Genomic DNA, 13,918 nt, shown 5'->3' with positions numbered 1-13,918 from the left:
CCCATGAAGATACTGATTCTCGGCGCAACAGGTTTCATCGGCTCAGAGATTGCAAGGAAACTTGCCCTGCAAGGCCATCAGGTTACCGGTCTTGGACGCGACCCTCAGCGGACAAAATACAAGTTACCAGACATGCAATGGGTCAGCACCGATCTTGCGCCCATGGGCGAACCATCGGCATGGCAGGCACTTGTGGAAAGTCATGACGCCATCGTCAATTGTGCCGGCGCCCTGCAGGATGGCCTGGCCGACAATCTCGCCGCCACGCAGGAAAAATCCATGCTGGCGCTCTATCAGGCGGCACAGGCTGCAGGTGGCCGGTTGATCATCCAGATATCCGCCAGAACCGCAGGTGCAGCATCATCCCTGCCCTTCCTCGCCACCAAACGACGCGCTGATGAAGCACTTGTCGAAAGTGGGCTACCTTACGTCATTCTGCGACCGGCACTGGTCATCGGCCGCAATTCACATGGAGGAACATCGCTGCTGCGCGCACTTGCCAGCATGCCACGCATATTGCCGCTCACCCACGCAGACAGCCCTGTTCAAACTGTTGCCATCGGCGCTGTTGCGCAGATGGTTCTCTTAGCACTCAGCGGATCGATACCTCCCAGAAGCGACGTCGACCTCGCTGCCGATGAAAAGCATACACTCGGCTCGCTTGTTCTTCTGCACCGCCAATGGCTGGGCCTGCCGACTGCGCGGATCATTTCGCTGCCACCCGCCATCGCCCGACCGGTCAGCTGGTTGGCAGATTTGGCTGGACGTCTCGGTTGGCGCTCGCCCCTTCGTTCCACCGCGATGCAAGTCATGTCGGAGGGCGTCATTACCTCTGCCAGAACAGATGCCAGACATTACGGTGTGCTGCTGAAAACCGCACATCAGACATTACAGGCAAGCCCTTCAGGTGTGCAGGACCTGTGGTTTGCACGACTGTATCTTCTGAAACCGGCAATCATTCTGTGCCTGTCGCTGTTCTGGCTGCTGTCTGGCCTGATCCCGCTTTTCGACCTGCCGCGGGCATCCGGTCACTTCCTGCCCTTCATGCCATCCATGGCAGCAGTCACTATTACCGTCGCCACCTGTGTGTTGGACATGGCGCTGGGCCTCGCCGTTCTGGTGCGACCTTTTGCACGCAGGGCCATGCTCAGCATGTTGCTGGTTACCGCCGCCTATCTGGCTGGCGGCACTTTGCTGGAACCGGGACTGTGGCTTGATCCGCTCGGGCCGCTTGTCAAAGTCCTGCCCTCCATCCTGCTCACACTGGTCGCGCTCGCGACATTAGACGAACGATAGGCCACCATGCTGGAAGAAATTATCCGCCTTGCCCATGTCATTGGCGCAACCGTACTTCTGGGCACCGGTGCCGGCATTGCATTTTTTATGGTCGTGGCACGCCAGACCGAAAACCCTGTATTGATTGCCCATGTCAGCAGCACGGTAGTGATTGCCGATACGCTGTTCACGGCAACGGCCGCCATTTTCCAACCGATCACCGGATACCTGTTGGCTAAAAGCATCGGCTGGCCGCTGACAGAAGGCTGGGTCTTCCTGTCGCTTATGCTTTATGTCTTTACCGGCCTGTTCTGGTTGCCGGTGGTGTGGATACAGATCAGGCTGCGTGACATTGCTCGCCTTGCCGCAAAGGATAACACGCCATTGCCAGCACAGTGGTTCCGGCTTTACCGCATCTGGTTTGCCTGCGGTTTTCCAGCCTTCTTTGCCGTCATCGGCATATTCTGGCTGATGTTGATGAAACCCGACATTCCGCTTTGGAACTGAACGTCGAAACGGCATGGAAAGATTTTTTCCAAACCACGGAATAAATCCGCCTCCTCTGGTGTCTTACTCCATGTGACCGGCTGTTTCGCCGCACCAAACGAGGAGGATCTCCATGAAAACGCTCGCACTCATTCCTGTTGTCATGCTGGCCGTTGCCAGCACGGCCTATGCTGCCCCCATGCTGAAGACCGTGAAAACCGACAAGGGCGAAGTTCTTGCCGGCGACAAGGGCATGACGCTTTACACGTTCCAGAACGACAAAAAAGACGTGTCCAATTGCTACGACAAATGCGCGACCAACTGGCCGCCACTGATGGCAAAGGCCGACGACAAGGCTGGCAACGGTTACACCGTGATTGATCGCAAGGATGGAACAAAACAGTGGGCCAAGGATGGCAAACCGTTGTATTATTGGGTCAAGGACATGAAGGAAGGTGACGCCACGGGAGATGGCGTCGGTGGAGTTTGGCATGTCGCAAAGCCATGACGGCATGAACAATAACGAGAGGCGGGAGCCCAAAGCTCCCGCCGACAGTTCGTTCGAGGGCCAAATGCTGGCCCTGATGCCCTTGTTACGTCGGTATTCCCGCAGTCTTTCCCGCTCTGACAGTGACGGGGAAGACCTGCTGCAGGATTGCGTGGAACACGCCTTGTCCAAAAAGCAGCAGTGGCGCGGATCGCAGATGAAAGCCTGGGCCTATGCCATCATGACCAATATTTCCCGCAACCGTTACCGGGCGGAAAAACGCCATCCGTCTGAGAATATCAACGCCTGCGAAAACGAAATGGTGACCGAACCGGCAAGCGATACGCTGGAAAACAAGCGGCTGCATGATGCCCTTGCCCAGTTGAACCCTGACCTGCGTGCTGTTTTGATGTTGGTGACGGTAGAAGGTTACAGCTATCAGGAGGTCGCAAACCTCATGAATATACCGCTCGGCACCGTGATGTCGCGCCTTTCGAGAGCGCGAGAAACGGTGCGAATTCATCTGAGCGAGGACAATATCATACCACTGCGGAGACCGAAATGACGAGAGACAATGCCATAACGGAAAGCGATCTTCACGCCTATGCAGACGGACTGCTGGGTGCCGAAGACCACGCCCGCGTGGAGCAGTGGCTCGAGTCGAACCCGCAGGACCGCGCCAAGGTTACGGACTGGCACGACCACGCCAAGGCCCTGCGACAGGCGTTCGCCCCCTACCACACGGCAAAATATGACGACCACAAACTGCTACATACCCTGCAAGACAGTGGCCGTCGCCTTATGCCCGTCCTGATGCGTGCTGCTGCCGCCTGTCTGATTTTTGGCGCTGGCGCCGTTGCCGGGCAATTTGTACCCTTGCTGCCTCAAAAAGCAGATCCGCTTCGGACGACGCAGGTCGTGGCCGATATTTCGACACAGGCAGAATCTGCCTATCTCATCTATGCCAGCGAAGTCCGCCATCCCGTCGAAGTCGGAGCAGACCAGCAGGCACATCTGTCGACCTGGCTTGGCAAACGTTTAGGGTATCCTTTCACCGTCCCTGACCTGACCTCAGTGGGGTATGAGCTGGTTGGCGGCAGGCTGGTGCCGGTCAGTGGCAAACCCGGCGCCATGCTGATGTACCAGAACGGCAGCGGTGAACGTGTGACCGTGCTGGTGGGCCGTAATCCGCAAAACCGCACAACCAGTTTCCGATTGGCAAATGCCGACGGTGTGTCGACCTTCTACTGGATCGACAATGATATTGGTTATGCCGTGTCGGGCGAAATCTCGCACACAGATTTGCGCCGTATCGCCGAGGAATGTTACCGCCAGTTTCCGACCTGACCAACGCTATTTCAGCATTGGCCAGAGGCTGAGAACCAGAAGCACCGCCATGGTGATGTTGAACCACTTTAACCGCACGGGCACCGAAAGCCATTCCCGCAACGCGGAGCCAAAACCTGCCCAGGTGGAAACACTTGGCAGGTTGACGGCGGCAAAGGCCACCCCCACCAGCAGGACGGTGGTGAAATACTGGCGCTCATCCGTATAGGTCGCCATGGCTGTCACTGCCATCACCCAAGCTTTCGGGTTGACCCATTGAAACGCGGCAGCTCCCAGAAAGGTCATCGGTGCGGCCCCGGTCTTGCCCTCGGAGAGGCTGCGCGACATGCCTATCTTCCAGGCAATCCACACAAGATAAAGACCACCTGCGAATTTCAACGCCGTGTAGAGCATCGGCACAGAATGCAACAAGGCACCCAGCCCAAAACCAACGCCAATCAGTAGCGACAGAAATCCGGCACCGATGCCCAGCATATGTGGAACCGTTCGACGGAAGCCGAAGTTCACCCCAGAAGAGAACAACATCATGTTGTTGGGTCCGGGTGTGATGGACGTGGTAAAGGCAAAAAGGACAAGCGCCAGAAATGTTTCGATAGTCATGCGACCTCCAGAGGTGCGCCAGATTACCCACCGCGTGCCATAAGAACCAGTCGCAAACCGTCATAACAACAGTCACTTTTTTTGATAGATTGCGCCAACGGAGATGCCACACCGGACCGGTTTGATTCTATTGTCTGCGGGCTCGCCCGCCAGTGATGAAGGGTTCCCCATGCAAGAAGACATTCCAACTGTTAGCCTGCCCTCCGGCGTGAATGTTCCCGCACTGGGCCTTGGCACATGGATGATGGGCGAAGAACCGCGCAGCGAACCGGATGAGATTGCCAGCATTCGAAAGGCAATCGATGTCGGCATGACATTGATCGACACGGCAGAAATGTATGCCGATGGCAAATCCGAAGAGGTGGTCGGCAAGGCGATTGCAGGGCGACGCGATCAGGTGTTTCTGGTCAGCAAGGTGTACCCATGGAATGCCGACAGTAAGGGCACAATCAACGCCTGCGACCGAAGCCTCGAAAGGCTGGGCACCGATTTCATCGACCTCTATCTCCTTCACTGGCGTGGGCCACATGCGCTGCGCGAAACAGTCGCCGCTTTCGAGACCTTAAAACAGCAAGGAAAGATAGGCGAGTGGGGTGTCTCAAACTTTGACACCTCTGACATGGAAGAGCTGTTTGCCGTTCAAGGTGGTGGCAACTGCGCCGTCAATCAGGTGCTTTATAACCTGTCCCGTCGCGGACCGGAATACGATCTATTGCCTTGGTGTCAGCGAAACCGCGTACCGCTGATGGCCTATTCGCCGATTGAACAAGGCCGTATTTTGCGCAATGCCGAACTGATCCGTATCGCCAAGGCCTACCAGGCAACTCCTGCACAGATTGCCCTCGCCTTTTTGCTGGAGCGCGATGGCGTGATTGCCATTCCCAAAAGCAGCCATCCGCAGCGCGTCGAGGAAAACCGAGGCGCCGCTGGTCTTGATATCAGCGATGAGGATTGGGATGCACTGGATGCCGCCTTTCCGCCACCGGCGAAAAAAATGCCACTGGAAATGCTTTAGCAGCGCACGAATCTCACGCCGTTATTTGCCCACTTAAATTCCGTTCGCAGTTCACCGTTTTGTGAAAAATGTGCGCAAAGGTCGCGCACGTTTCTCGTGGCTTTTCGCCAAAATTCAGAAACACAAAAATCTATTTTTTGGTTGTGTATTTTCAATCAGACCTATCAAAATACAGGGTATTTTTTGCGGCCTTCAACCACAGGAATAGCGCGTTTAACCAAATGAAAAAACATTAGAAATTATTATAATAAACGACACTAAAGTACCCGTTCAAAATTGTGCCGCCGGCTTTAACCATTCTTTACACAACCATCGCGCTAAAACAAAAACAAGCACAGGATTGTAGGTAATTCATCGACAATGTGCGCCATGGTGAAACAAAGCTGACAAACATGAAAATCAAGACACTCCTCCCCGGCCTATTTGGCCTTCTCGTTGTGCTTGGCGTCGCGCAAGGAGCAATTGCCCTCAATTCAATTTCAAACCTGAAGGATGCAACGGAAGGCGTCAATCATCGCCTGGCCCGTTCCGAAGTGTTGTCGCAAATCAACATGCTGTTCGGCGACGTAAGACGCGCCTATGTGCAGGGCATGAGTGCCGGCACGATTGAAGAAGTCGATGCAGCTATTGCTGCCATTCACAAGGCACAGGCAGACCGCAAAAAGGCTGCCGATGAATTTGGCGCAACGATCACCTCGCCAGCCTTGGTGGAAAAATTCGCTATCGCTGAAAAATCCGTGACTGAATATGAAGCTGCTGGCGCGGCATTCATCGAATATATCAACAATGGCCAACTCTACGAAGCCAAGGGTTACATCCAGCAGACCCTGACGCCGATGGGTCAAGAGGCCGTTGCCAAGATGAACGACACCCTCGATCTGAACAGCAGCCTCGGTCGGGAAGCAGCAGCTGGCGCACAAAAGACGGCGAGCTTTGCCAACACTGTCACCATTTTGGCGATCATCGGTTCAACGCTGATCGCGATCGCCGCAGCAGTGCTGAGCCATATCCGTATTTCCCGTCCGATCACCGAGATCACCGATGCCATGAACAAGCTGGCTGCAGGCGATAACGCCAGCGCCATTCCGCATAGTGGCCGCAAGGATGAAATCGGCGATATGTCTGCCGCTGTTACGGTGTTCCGCCAGAACGCGATTGAGCGTGAACGTCTGGAGCACGAAACCGAAGCCAACCGCAGCCTCAGCGAAAAAGAGCGCCTTTCCCGCGAAGAGCAGAAGGCCCGTGAAGCTGCCGAAGTTCTGTTTGCCGTCGATAATCTCGGCACGGCGCTCGACCGTCTGGCAGCGGGTGACATGGTCTACCGCATCGAGGAAAAGTTTGCCGGTCAGCTGGATCAGCTGCGTACCAGCTTCAACACCTCCATCGCCAAGCTGCATGGCGTTCTCAGCTCGATTGGCGACAACGCTCGCATGATCGATGCCGGTGCCAATGAAATCCGATCCGCCGCCGAAGACCTGTCCAAGCGTACCGAACAGCAGGCCGCGTCAGTTGAAGAAACTGCAGCAGCCCTTGAGCAGGTGACCACCGCCGTCAAGGATTCCGCCGTTCGCGCCAGCGAAGCCGGTGAACTGGTATCGCAGACCCGTCTGGGCGCTGAACAGTCCGGTCAGGTTGTCCGCAAGGCGGTCGTCGCCATGCAGGGCATCGAAAGCTCATCCAACGAGATCAGCAACATCATCGGAGTCATCGATGACATAGCGTTCCAGACCAACCTCCTGGCGCTGAATGCGGGCGTGGAAGCAGCTCGTGCCGGTGAAGCTGGCAAGGGCTTTGCCGTCGTTGCACAGGAAGTACGCGAACTGGCACAGCGCTCTGCCAAAGCCGCAAAAGAGATCAAGGCGCTGATCACCACCTCCAGCGAACAGGTTCGCCAGGGTGTCGAACTGGTCGGTGAAACCGGTCGCACGCTGGAATCCATCGTCGCGGAAGTCCAGGAAATCAACCGACACGTCCATTCGATTGTCACCTCTGCCAAGGAACAGTCGACCGGCCTTTCGGAGATCAATACCTCCGTCAACCAGATGGATCAGGGCACCCAGCAGAACGCCGCAATGGTCGAGCAATCGACTGCAGCCAGCAACAGCCTTGCCACACAGGCTGCTGCGCTGACATCGCTGCTGTCGCAGTTCAAATTGGACAATGGCAACTCATATGGCATTGCCACAGCCAATGAATATTCCACACCAGTACAGTCTCCGGCCCGCGCATTGGGACAGAAACTGGCCTCGTCCTTTGGTCGGAAATTCGGCTGATCCAGTCATCTGACACAAATGACAAAGCCTCCCACAACAGACATTGTGGGAGGCTTTTCAGTATGTTGAGCCTGTTTCCTGAATCAAAATGCCACAAACATGAATCAGATTGGCAAGTTGGCTCCGCCGTCAATCATGGCGACAAGCGTTTCCAGCCTATCGGCCTCCCGTGGCAGCTTGTCGGTTCGCAAACGAGAGATACGCGGAAAGCGCATGGCGACCCCTGACTTGTGACGTCCGGAGCGGTTGATGCCCTCAAAAGCCACTTCGACGACAAATCCGAAATCCGGTTCGGCGCGAATGGAGCGCACCGGACCAAACCGCTCCACCGTATTGTCGCGTACAAACTTGTCCAACACATCCAGCTCGGCATCGGTAAAACCGAAATAGGCCTTGCCGACCGGCACCAGCTGATCGCCACCCTCGCCTGCCATCCACACACCGAAGGTAAAATCGGAATAATAGCTGGAGCGTTTGCCGTGGCCGCGCTGCGCATACATCAGCACCGCATCGACATTATAAGGGTCACGTTTCCACTTGAACCACGGTCCTTTTGCCCGCCCGGCCTGATAGGTGCTATCCAGCCGCTTGAGCATGATGCCTTCGATCACCGCATCTGGTGGATCGGCGCGCAGCCGCTCCAGTTCAGCCCATGAGGAAAATGGGACAAGTGGTGACAGGTCAAAACGGTCCGGCTTTGCTCCAGCAATCAGGCTTTCCAGCTTCTGACGTCGCTCGACAAAGCTCTGGCCGCGAATATCGACATCATCCTCAAACAAAAGATCGTAAGCGCGAATGAAGGCCGGATAATCCTGCAACATGCGACCGGAAACCGTTTTGCGATTTAGCCGCTGTTGCAAATCGGAAAAGCTGGCAGTTGGCCGGTTCGAGGTGAATGTACCTCCCACCAGCAACTCCCCATCGATCACACCGGTAAAATCCGCCGCGTCGACAATGTCAGGGAATGCATTTGAGATATCATCCCCGGAACGCGAATAAAGGCGGCATGTGCCGGACGAACGCGACAACTGCACACGAATGCCATCCCACTTCCATTCGGCGGCGTAATCCGCCGGATCAAGCGCATCGAGATCATTGTCGCCGACCGGCGTAGACAACATGACGGAATGGAAAATTGCCGGCGTTGCCAGAACAGGCCGGTCACTTTTGCCTTCAAGCCACGCAAACAGCGGTTCATAGGGTGGCTTTAAACCGTGCCACAGCGTCTCGATCTCGGTGATGTCTTTCGAGCCGAGTTCCGCCAGCGCCTGTTTTGCCAAACGGGCAGACACCCCGATACGCAAACCGCCGGTGACAAGCTTGAGAAAGGCAAAACGTCCTGATGTGTCCAGCCTGTCCAGCAAACCACGCACCGCATTGCGGATTTCTATTTTGCCAAGCGTCTGCATCTGCTGCACGACTTCGCCCAACGGCAGGTCTTGACCCGACTTTTCCGGTTTTATCTCGCCCTGATCCCAGACCAGCGCAACGGTCTCGGCAAGGTCACCAACATAGTCATAGGAGTAGCGAAACAGCACCTCGTCCATGCGCTCAAGTACAAGTTCGCGGATCATGGCCGGTTTGACGCCCTTGAGGTCAAGCGTGCCAACCAAGGCTGCCAGTGCAATACCGCGGTCAGGATCAGGTGTGGCGCGAAAATAATCGGTCAGCAATGTCAGCTTGGCATTGCGGGATGGTGTGAGAACCAAACGGTCGAGGAGCTGGGCGAAAGCATACATATGTCTCTCAATCCCCCTCGTCTTCATAACCAACAAGATGCAGTGGTTTCGCGGCAATGCCGTGCAGCTCACACCAGCGCACCAGTGCCTCCTCACGACCATGCGTCACCCAAATATTACCGGCGCCGGTATCACGGATCGTCTGCGTCAGTTCAGGCCAGTCGCAATGGTCGGAAATCACCAGCGGCAGCTCCACACCGCGTTGCCGCGCCCGCTGGCGCACCATCATCCAGCCGGATGCAAAAGCCGGCACCGGATCAGAAAAACGCCGCGCCCAGCGATCGGCAAAGGCCGAGGGCGGCCCGATGACAACAGCGCCCTTGAATATGCCTGCGTCCTGTTTTTCCACGGTTGCTGGTCGCAAATCCCCAAGCGGGATGCCCTGCGACAGATAATAGTCGCACAGCCTGGCAAGCGCACCGTGGATATAGATCGGCGCATCATATCCGGCATTGCGCAGCAGCATGATGACGCGCTGCGCCTTGCCCAGCGCATAGGCGCCTATAATGTGGGTACGCTCTGGAAACTGCTTCAGCGACTGCAGCAGTTTCGCCATTTCATCTCTCGGGTTCGGATGGTGAAAAACCGGCAGACCAAAGGTTGCCTCGGTAATGAACACATCACAGGTAACAGGCACGAAATCTTCGCAGGTTGGATCCGGGCTGCGCTTGTAGTCACCGGATGCCACAATGCGTGTTCCAGATTTTTCGACAGCGATCTGCGCCGACCCCAGCACATGGCCTGCCGGATAATAACGGATGGTGACGCCGTTGATATCGACGGTTTCACCGTGCGCAATCGCCTGCTCGCTTCCGCAGAAATCCTCACCGTAGCGAATGCGCATGATATCGAGCGTCTGGCGAGTCGCGAGAACATGCTGATGACCTGCGCGGGCATGGTCCGAATGGCCGTGGGTAATCAGCGCCCGACTCACCGGACGCACTGGGTCGATATGGAAATTACCCTCGGGGCAATAAAGACCATCCGGCGTGGGATAAAGCAGGGCTTCCGGTTTTATCATCAATGAAAACTAAGCCCCTTGATCTGATATTACGCATTTCATTATCCGAACGTCACACCCGCCGACACCTTGGGTCATTGAAACGGATACCTTGCCACCCTCATTTCTGTGCTCGTCACAGAAATCCAGCGGACGCGTGTCCACGCGTCGAAAACTTCTTTCAGCCCAAAGACTTGGGCAGACTGGATTCCTGTGACAAGCACAGGAATGAGGAAGGAACGTATTGGCCAGCATTCTTTCAAACAAAAAAGCCGCCCGCAACGGTCTGTTGCGAACGGCCCTGAGGTCATTTTGTTCCGGTGTTTTTACAATGCAAAGATCTTCTGACGGTCAAAAAGCCATGCCCTTAAAAAGCGCATGGCTCATTCAGTTACCGTTTTGTACGCGATCCAGGATTTGCCCCTCGAGGTTGGCAGATTGCGCTGTATATTGATCTTTCCAATACTTCGCTTTCTCTGCGTTAACCTCAACACCTACGCCCTGCTCGTAGAATGCCGATAGCATAAGTTGAGCAAAACTATTTCCACCTTGTGCAGCCTTTTCCATCAACTGGACAGAAAGCACTAGATCACGTTCGACACCTTTGCCTGCATAAACGGCCATTGCTAAAGCATATATACCATCGGGTGATCCCTGATCGGCTGCGCGGCGGAACCATTTCACAGCCTCAGCGTCACTTTGCGGAACTCCTCGACCGTAAGCGTAAAGTGAGCCCAGTGCCACTTGCGCATTGGCAATTCCATTTTCAGCGTCTACCAGCCAGATTTTATAAGCTTCTGGATAATCGCCTTGAACGAAAGCTGCATTGCCCCGTTCCAGTTCGTCAGCGCTTGAGAACCTGGGCATTCCCAGCACAATCATGCCAACGAACGGCAGAACCAGCAAAAAAGGATAACGTTTTAAAACCATGGAGCATCAACATAAAATTTGAGCACCAGAAGACTTGATTTCAGTTCTCTGGTGCTCCCGTTTTTTACATGCCCTGCGAACCACGGTTCATGGCAGCGATACCAGTACGGCACACTTCGATCAGGCCGAGTGGCTTGATGATGGCGACGAACTGGTCGATCTTCGAGGACTTGCCGGTGATCTCGAAAATGAAGTGCTCGACCGTCGCATCAACCACCTTGGCGTGGAAAGCATCGGCCAGACGCAGAGCTTCGGCGCGGTCTTCACCGCCGCCGACAACCTTGAGAAGCGCCACTTCACGTTCAATCGGACGCTCCTGCCCCAGTTCACGGGCACGCACCGTCAGGTCAACAACGCGGTAGACCGGAACGATACGTTCAAGCTGCGCCTTGATCTGCTCAAGAACCAGAGGTGTGCCGCGCGTGACAATGGTGATGCGCGACAGATGCGCCTCATGTTCGGTTTCGGAAACCGTCAGGCTTTCGATGTTGTAGCCACGACCGGAGAACAGGCCGATCACGCGGGCCAGAACACCCGGCTCGTTGCTGACGAGAACCGAAAGCGTGTGGTTTTCAATGGCAGCGGTTTCCTTCGAAATGAAGTACGCGGAGCCGGTGGGTTGTAGGTGTGCGTTCATATCTATGTTCCTCCCGATCCTTAAACGAGCTGACGGCCCTTGGCATCGATAGCGTTGGCAACGGCTTCGTCGGTCGCTTCGTCCGGCAGAAGCATTTCATTGTGGGCCTTGCCCGACGGGATCATCGGGAAGCAGTTGGCAAGGTTGGCAACGCGGCAATCGAAGATAACCGGCTTGTTGACCGCAATCATCTCGGCGATCTTGTCGTCCAGTTCCTTCGGATCGTCGCAATACATGCCAACGGCACCGTAGGCTTCCGCCAGCTTGACAAAGTCAGGCATTGCTTCGGTGTAGGAGTTGGACAGGCGGTTGCCGTGCAACAGCTGCTGCCACTGGCGGACCATGCCCATATACTGGTTGTTCAGAATGAAGATTTTGACCGGCAGGTTATACTGGATGGCGCAGGACATTTCCTGAATGCACATCTGGATGGAGGCGTCACCGGCAATATCGATAACCAGAGCTTCCGGATGCGCAACCTGAACACCAATAGCAGCAGGCAGGCCGTAACCCATGGTGCCGAGACCGCCCGACGTCATCCAATGGTTTGGCTTTTCAAAACCGAAGAACTGGGCCGCCCACATCTGGTGCTGGCCGACTTCCGTGGTGATGAAGGTGTCACGCCCCTTGGATGCCTCATACAGGCGCTGAAGCGCATATTGCGGCATGATGACGTCTTTGGAGTTCTTGTAGGCAAAGGAATTGCGGGCACGCCAGCGATCAACCTGCTCGTTCCACTCTTGTGTCTGTGCTTTTTCTGGCTTTTTCGCCATGGCGCGCCACAGGCGAACCATGTCTTCCAGAACATGGGCAACATCGCCAATGATCGGCAGATCAACGCGCACGTTCTTGTTGATCGACGACGGATCGATATCGATGTGGATCTTCTTGGAATTTGGCGAAAACGCGTTGAGACGGCCGGTAATACGGTCATCGAAGCGAGCGCCGACGCAGATCATGACGTCGCAATCATGCATGGCCATGTTGGCTTCGTAGGAACCGTGCATGCCCAGCATGCCCAGCCACTTGTCGCCAGACGCCGGATAGGCACCCAGACCCATCAGCGTCGACGTGATTGGGAAGCCAGTCAGTTCAACCAGTTCGCGCAGCAAACGGGTGGCTTCCGGACCGGAGTTGATAACGCCGCCGCCGGTGTAGAAAACCGGACGCTTGGCCTGCGCCATCAGTTCAACCGCAGCCTGAGCCGCATGAACGTCGCCCTGAAGCTTCGGCTTGTAATTGTTCTTGGAAACGGCAGCCGACGGTGGCGTGTAGGTACCGGTGGCAAACTGAATATCCTTGGGAACGTCGACAACAACAGGGCCTGGGCGGCCAGACTGTGCGATGCGGAACGCTTCGTGGATGATACCAGCCAGCTCGTTTACATCCTTGACCAGCCAGTTGTGCTTGGTGCAAGGGCGCGTGATACCAACGGTATCGCACTCCTGAAACGCGTCAGAACCGATGAGAGATGTAGGGACCTGGCCGGAAATGCAAACCAGAGGAATGCTGTCCATCAATGCGTCCTGCAACGGCGTAACCGCGTTGGTGGCACCTGGACCGGAGGTTACAAGCATGACACCAACCTTGCCAGTGGAGCGGGCGTAACCCTCTGCCGCATGGCCTGCACCCTGCTCATGACGGACGAGAATGTGCTGAATGTCGTCCTGCTGGAAAATCTCGTCATAGATTGGAAGCACAGCACCGCCGGGATAACCGAAAATGTGTTCCACGCCGTTGTCCTTCAACGCCTGGAGAACGATTTCCGCTCCTGTCATACGGTTGCTGTTGTCTGTGGTTTCCTTATCCGTCATTGCCTTTTCCATCCCGCTTCTGGCTTTGGAATATCGTTGGACCAGTTGGCCCGTTTCGAGACATAAAAAAAGGCCCCTTGAGGAGCCTGTTTTAGCGCATGGGAGCTTTCGCCGGATGGTTACACCATCCTGCCCATGCGCCGTCCCACCACGATAAGTACGTTAAGATTTTTCATGGGTCGGAGTGTTAGCCAGAAAAGCATTATCCGTCAACGTATGTTGCTAAAAAAATCAGCTTCTATTTCATTTCGTTCCAGAAATCGGCATTTTCCGTAAGAAAGTTTCGCAAAATCCTTACGAGTTATTAAAGTCGAA

The 13,918-nt window shown here is 55.4% G+C and carries 13 protein-coding genes; 7 read left to right on the top strand and 6 right to left on the bottom strand.

The annotated features are described in order from the left end of the window. Window positions 1–3: 3 nt before the first annotated feature. The 5 genes from M2418_RS03820 (at window position 4) to M2418_RS03800 (ending at window position 3,595) form a co-directional block, all read left to right on the top strand. Window positions 4–1,296: an SDR family oxidoreductase gene (locus M2418_RS03820; protein WP_259144512.1), complete on the top strand. Its 1,293-nt coding sequence runs from the start codon at window positions 4–6 to the stop codon at window positions 1,294–1,296. 6 nt (window positions 1,297–1,302) lie between these two features. Continuing rightward, entirely contained in the window at window positions 1,303–1,782 is a 480-nt protein-coding gene (locus M2418_RS03815; protein ID WP_259144500.1) for a DUF2269 domain-containing protein, read from the top strand. Window positions 1,783–1,894: 112 nt separating this feature from the next. Beyond that, on the top strand, window positions 1,895–2,269 hold the full coding sequence (locus M2418_RS03810) for a hypothetical protein (protein WP_192488576.1): 375 nt from the start codon (window positions 1,895–1,897) through the stop codon (window positions 2,267–2,269). Beyond that, a complete protein-coding gene (locus tag M2418_RS03805) occupies window positions 2,253–2,813 on the top strand; it encodes an RNA polymerase sigma factor (protein ID WP_192488575.1) in 561 nt (186 codons plus the stop codon). The genes M2418_RS03810 and M2418_RS03805 overlap by 17 nt, the downstream gene beginning before the upstream one ends. Next, window positions 2,810–3,595, top strand: a complete 786-nt coding sequence (locus M2418_RS03800; protein WP_259144497.1) for an anti-sigma factor — start codon at window positions 2,810–2,812, stop codon at window positions 3,593–3,595. Before M2418_RS03805 ends, M2418_RS03800 begins: the two co-directional genes overlap by 4 nt. 6 nt (window positions 3,596–3,601) lie before the next feature. Here the strand turns inward: M2418_RS03800 and M2418_RS03795 are convergent, their stop codons facing one another. Beyond that, on the bottom strand, window positions 3,602–4,195 hold the full coding sequence (locus tag M2418_RS03795; protein WP_192488573.1) for a LysE family translocator: 594 nt from the start codon (window positions 4,193–4,195) through the stop codon (window positions 3,602–3,604). Between the two features lie 169 nt (window positions 4,196–4,364). Here M2418_RS03795 and M2418_RS03790 point away from each other — a divergent pair, with 169 nt between their 5' ends. Both M2418_RS03790 and M2418_RS03785 read left to right on the top strand, forming a co-directional pair. Next, on the top strand, window positions 4,365–5,210 hold the full coding sequence (locus M2418_RS03790; RefSeq protein ID WP_259144495.1) for an aldo/keto reductase: 846 nt from the start codon (window positions 4,365–4,367) through the stop codon (window positions 5,208–5,210). A gap of 392 nt (window positions 5,211–5,602) precedes the next feature. Then, window positions 5,603–7,483: a methyl-accepting chemotaxis protein gene (locus tag M2418_RS03785; protein ID WP_259144492.1), complete on the top strand. Its 1,881-nt coding sequence runs from the start codon at window positions 5,603–5,605 to the stop codon at window positions 7,481–7,483. A 104-nt stretch (window positions 7,484–7,587) separates the two neighbouring features. On the opposite strand, the gene M2418_RS03780 is transcribed toward M2418_RS03785, so the two are convergent. The 5 genes from M2418_RS03780 to M2418_RS03760 all read right to left on the bottom strand — a co-directional run bounded on the left by M2418_RS03780 (window position 7,588) and on the right by M2418_RS03760 (window position 13,603). Further along, complete coding sequence (locus tag M2418_RS03780) at window positions 7,588–9,222, bottom strand: cisplatin damage response ATP-dependent DNA ligase (RefSeq protein ID WP_259144490.1); 1,635 nt, start codon at window positions 9,220–9,222, stop codon at window positions 7,588–7,590. Between the two features lie 7 nt (window positions 9,223–9,229). After that, on the bottom strand, window positions 9,230–10,240 hold the full coding sequence (locus M2418_RS03775; RefSeq protein WP_259144913.1) for a ligase-associated DNA damage response exonuclease: 1,011 nt from the start codon (window positions 10,238–10,240) through the stop codon (window positions 9,230–9,232). Window positions 10,241–10,609: 369 nt separating this feature from the next. Further along, window positions 10,610–11,152 (bottom strand): tetratricopeptide repeat protein, encoded by a 543-nt coding sequence (locus tag M2418_RS03770; RefSeq protein WP_259144488.1) that lies wholly within the window; start codon window positions 11,150–11,152, stop codon window positions 10,610–10,612. A gap of 64 nt (window positions 11,153–11,216) precedes the next feature. Continuing rightward, a complete protein-coding gene (gene ilvN, locus M2418_RS03765) occupies window positions 11,217–11,789 on the bottom strand; it encodes an acetolactate synthase small subunit (protein ID WP_192488569.1) in 573 nt (190 codons plus the stop codon). 20 nt (window positions 11,790–11,809) lie between these two features. After that, complete coding sequence (locus M2418_RS03760) at window positions 11,810–13,603, bottom strand: acetolactate synthase 3 large subunit (RefSeq protein ID WP_192488568.1); 1,794 nt, start codon at window positions 13,601–13,603, stop codon at window positions 11,810–11,812. Window positions 13,604–13,918 lie beyond the last annotated feature (315 nt).

The sequence above is a fragment of the Rhizobium sp. BIGb0125 genome (genome assembly GCF_024810055.1).
GTDB lineage: Bacteria > Pseudomonadota > Alphaproteobacteria > Rhizobiales > Rhizobiaceae > Agrobacterium.
The sequence above is the reverse complement of the archived record's forward strand: the minus strand, read 5'-3'. Positions and strand labels throughout refer to the sequence as shown.

What these genes read in the sequence shown, in the direction of transcription:
- M2418_RS03820 (WP_259144512.1), top strand. Translation starts at nt 4, where the DNA reads ATGAAGATACTGATTCTCGGCGCAACAGGTTTCATCGGCTCAGAGATT.
- M2418_RS03815 (WP_259144500.1), top strand. Translation starts at nt 1,303, where the DNA reads ATGCTGGAAGAAATTATCCGCCTTGCCCATGTCATTGGCGCAACCGTA.
- M2418_RS03810 (WP_192488576.1), top strand. Translation starts at nt 1,895, where the DNA reads ATGAAAACGCTCGCACTCATTCCTGTTGTCATGCTGGCCGTTGCCAGC.
- M2418_RS03805 (WP_192488575.1), top strand. Translation starts at nt 2,253, where the DNA reads ATGTCGCAAAGCCATGACGGCATGAACAATAACGAGAGGCGGGAGCCC.
- M2418_RS03800 (WP_259144497.1), top strand. Translation starts at nt 2,810, where the DNA reads ATGACGAGAGACAATGCCATAACGGAAAGCGATCTTCACGCCTATGCA.
- M2418_RS03795 (WP_192488573.1), bottom strand. Translation starts at nt 4,195, where the DNA reads ATGACTATCGAAACATTTCTGGCGCTTGTCCTTTTTGCCTTTACCACG.
- M2418_RS03790 (WP_259144495.1), top strand. Translation starts at nt 4,365, where the DNA reads ATGCAAGAAGACATTCCAACTGTTAGCCTGCCCTCCGGCGTGAATGTT.
- M2418_RS03785 (WP_259144492.1), top strand. Translation starts at nt 5,603, where the DNA reads ATGAAAATCAAGACACTCCTCCCCGGCCTATTTGGCCTTCTCGTTGTG.
- M2418_RS03780 (WP_259144490.1), bottom strand. Translation starts at nt 9,222, where the DNA reads ATGTATGCTTTCGCCCAGCTCCTCGACCGTTTGGTTCTCACACCATCC.
- M2418_RS03770 (WP_259144488.1), bottom strand. Translation starts at nt 11,152, where the DNA reads ATGGTTTTAAAACGTTATCCTTTTTTGCTGGTTCTGCCGTTCGTTGGC.
- ilvN (WP_192488569.1), bottom strand. Translation starts at nt 11,789, where the DNA reads ATGAACGCACACCTACAACCCACCGGCTCCGCGTACTTCATTTCGAAG.
- M2418_RS03760 (WP_192488568.1), bottom strand. Translation starts at nt 13,603, where the DNA reads ATGACGGATAAGGAAACCACAGACAACAGCAACCGTATGACAGGAGCG.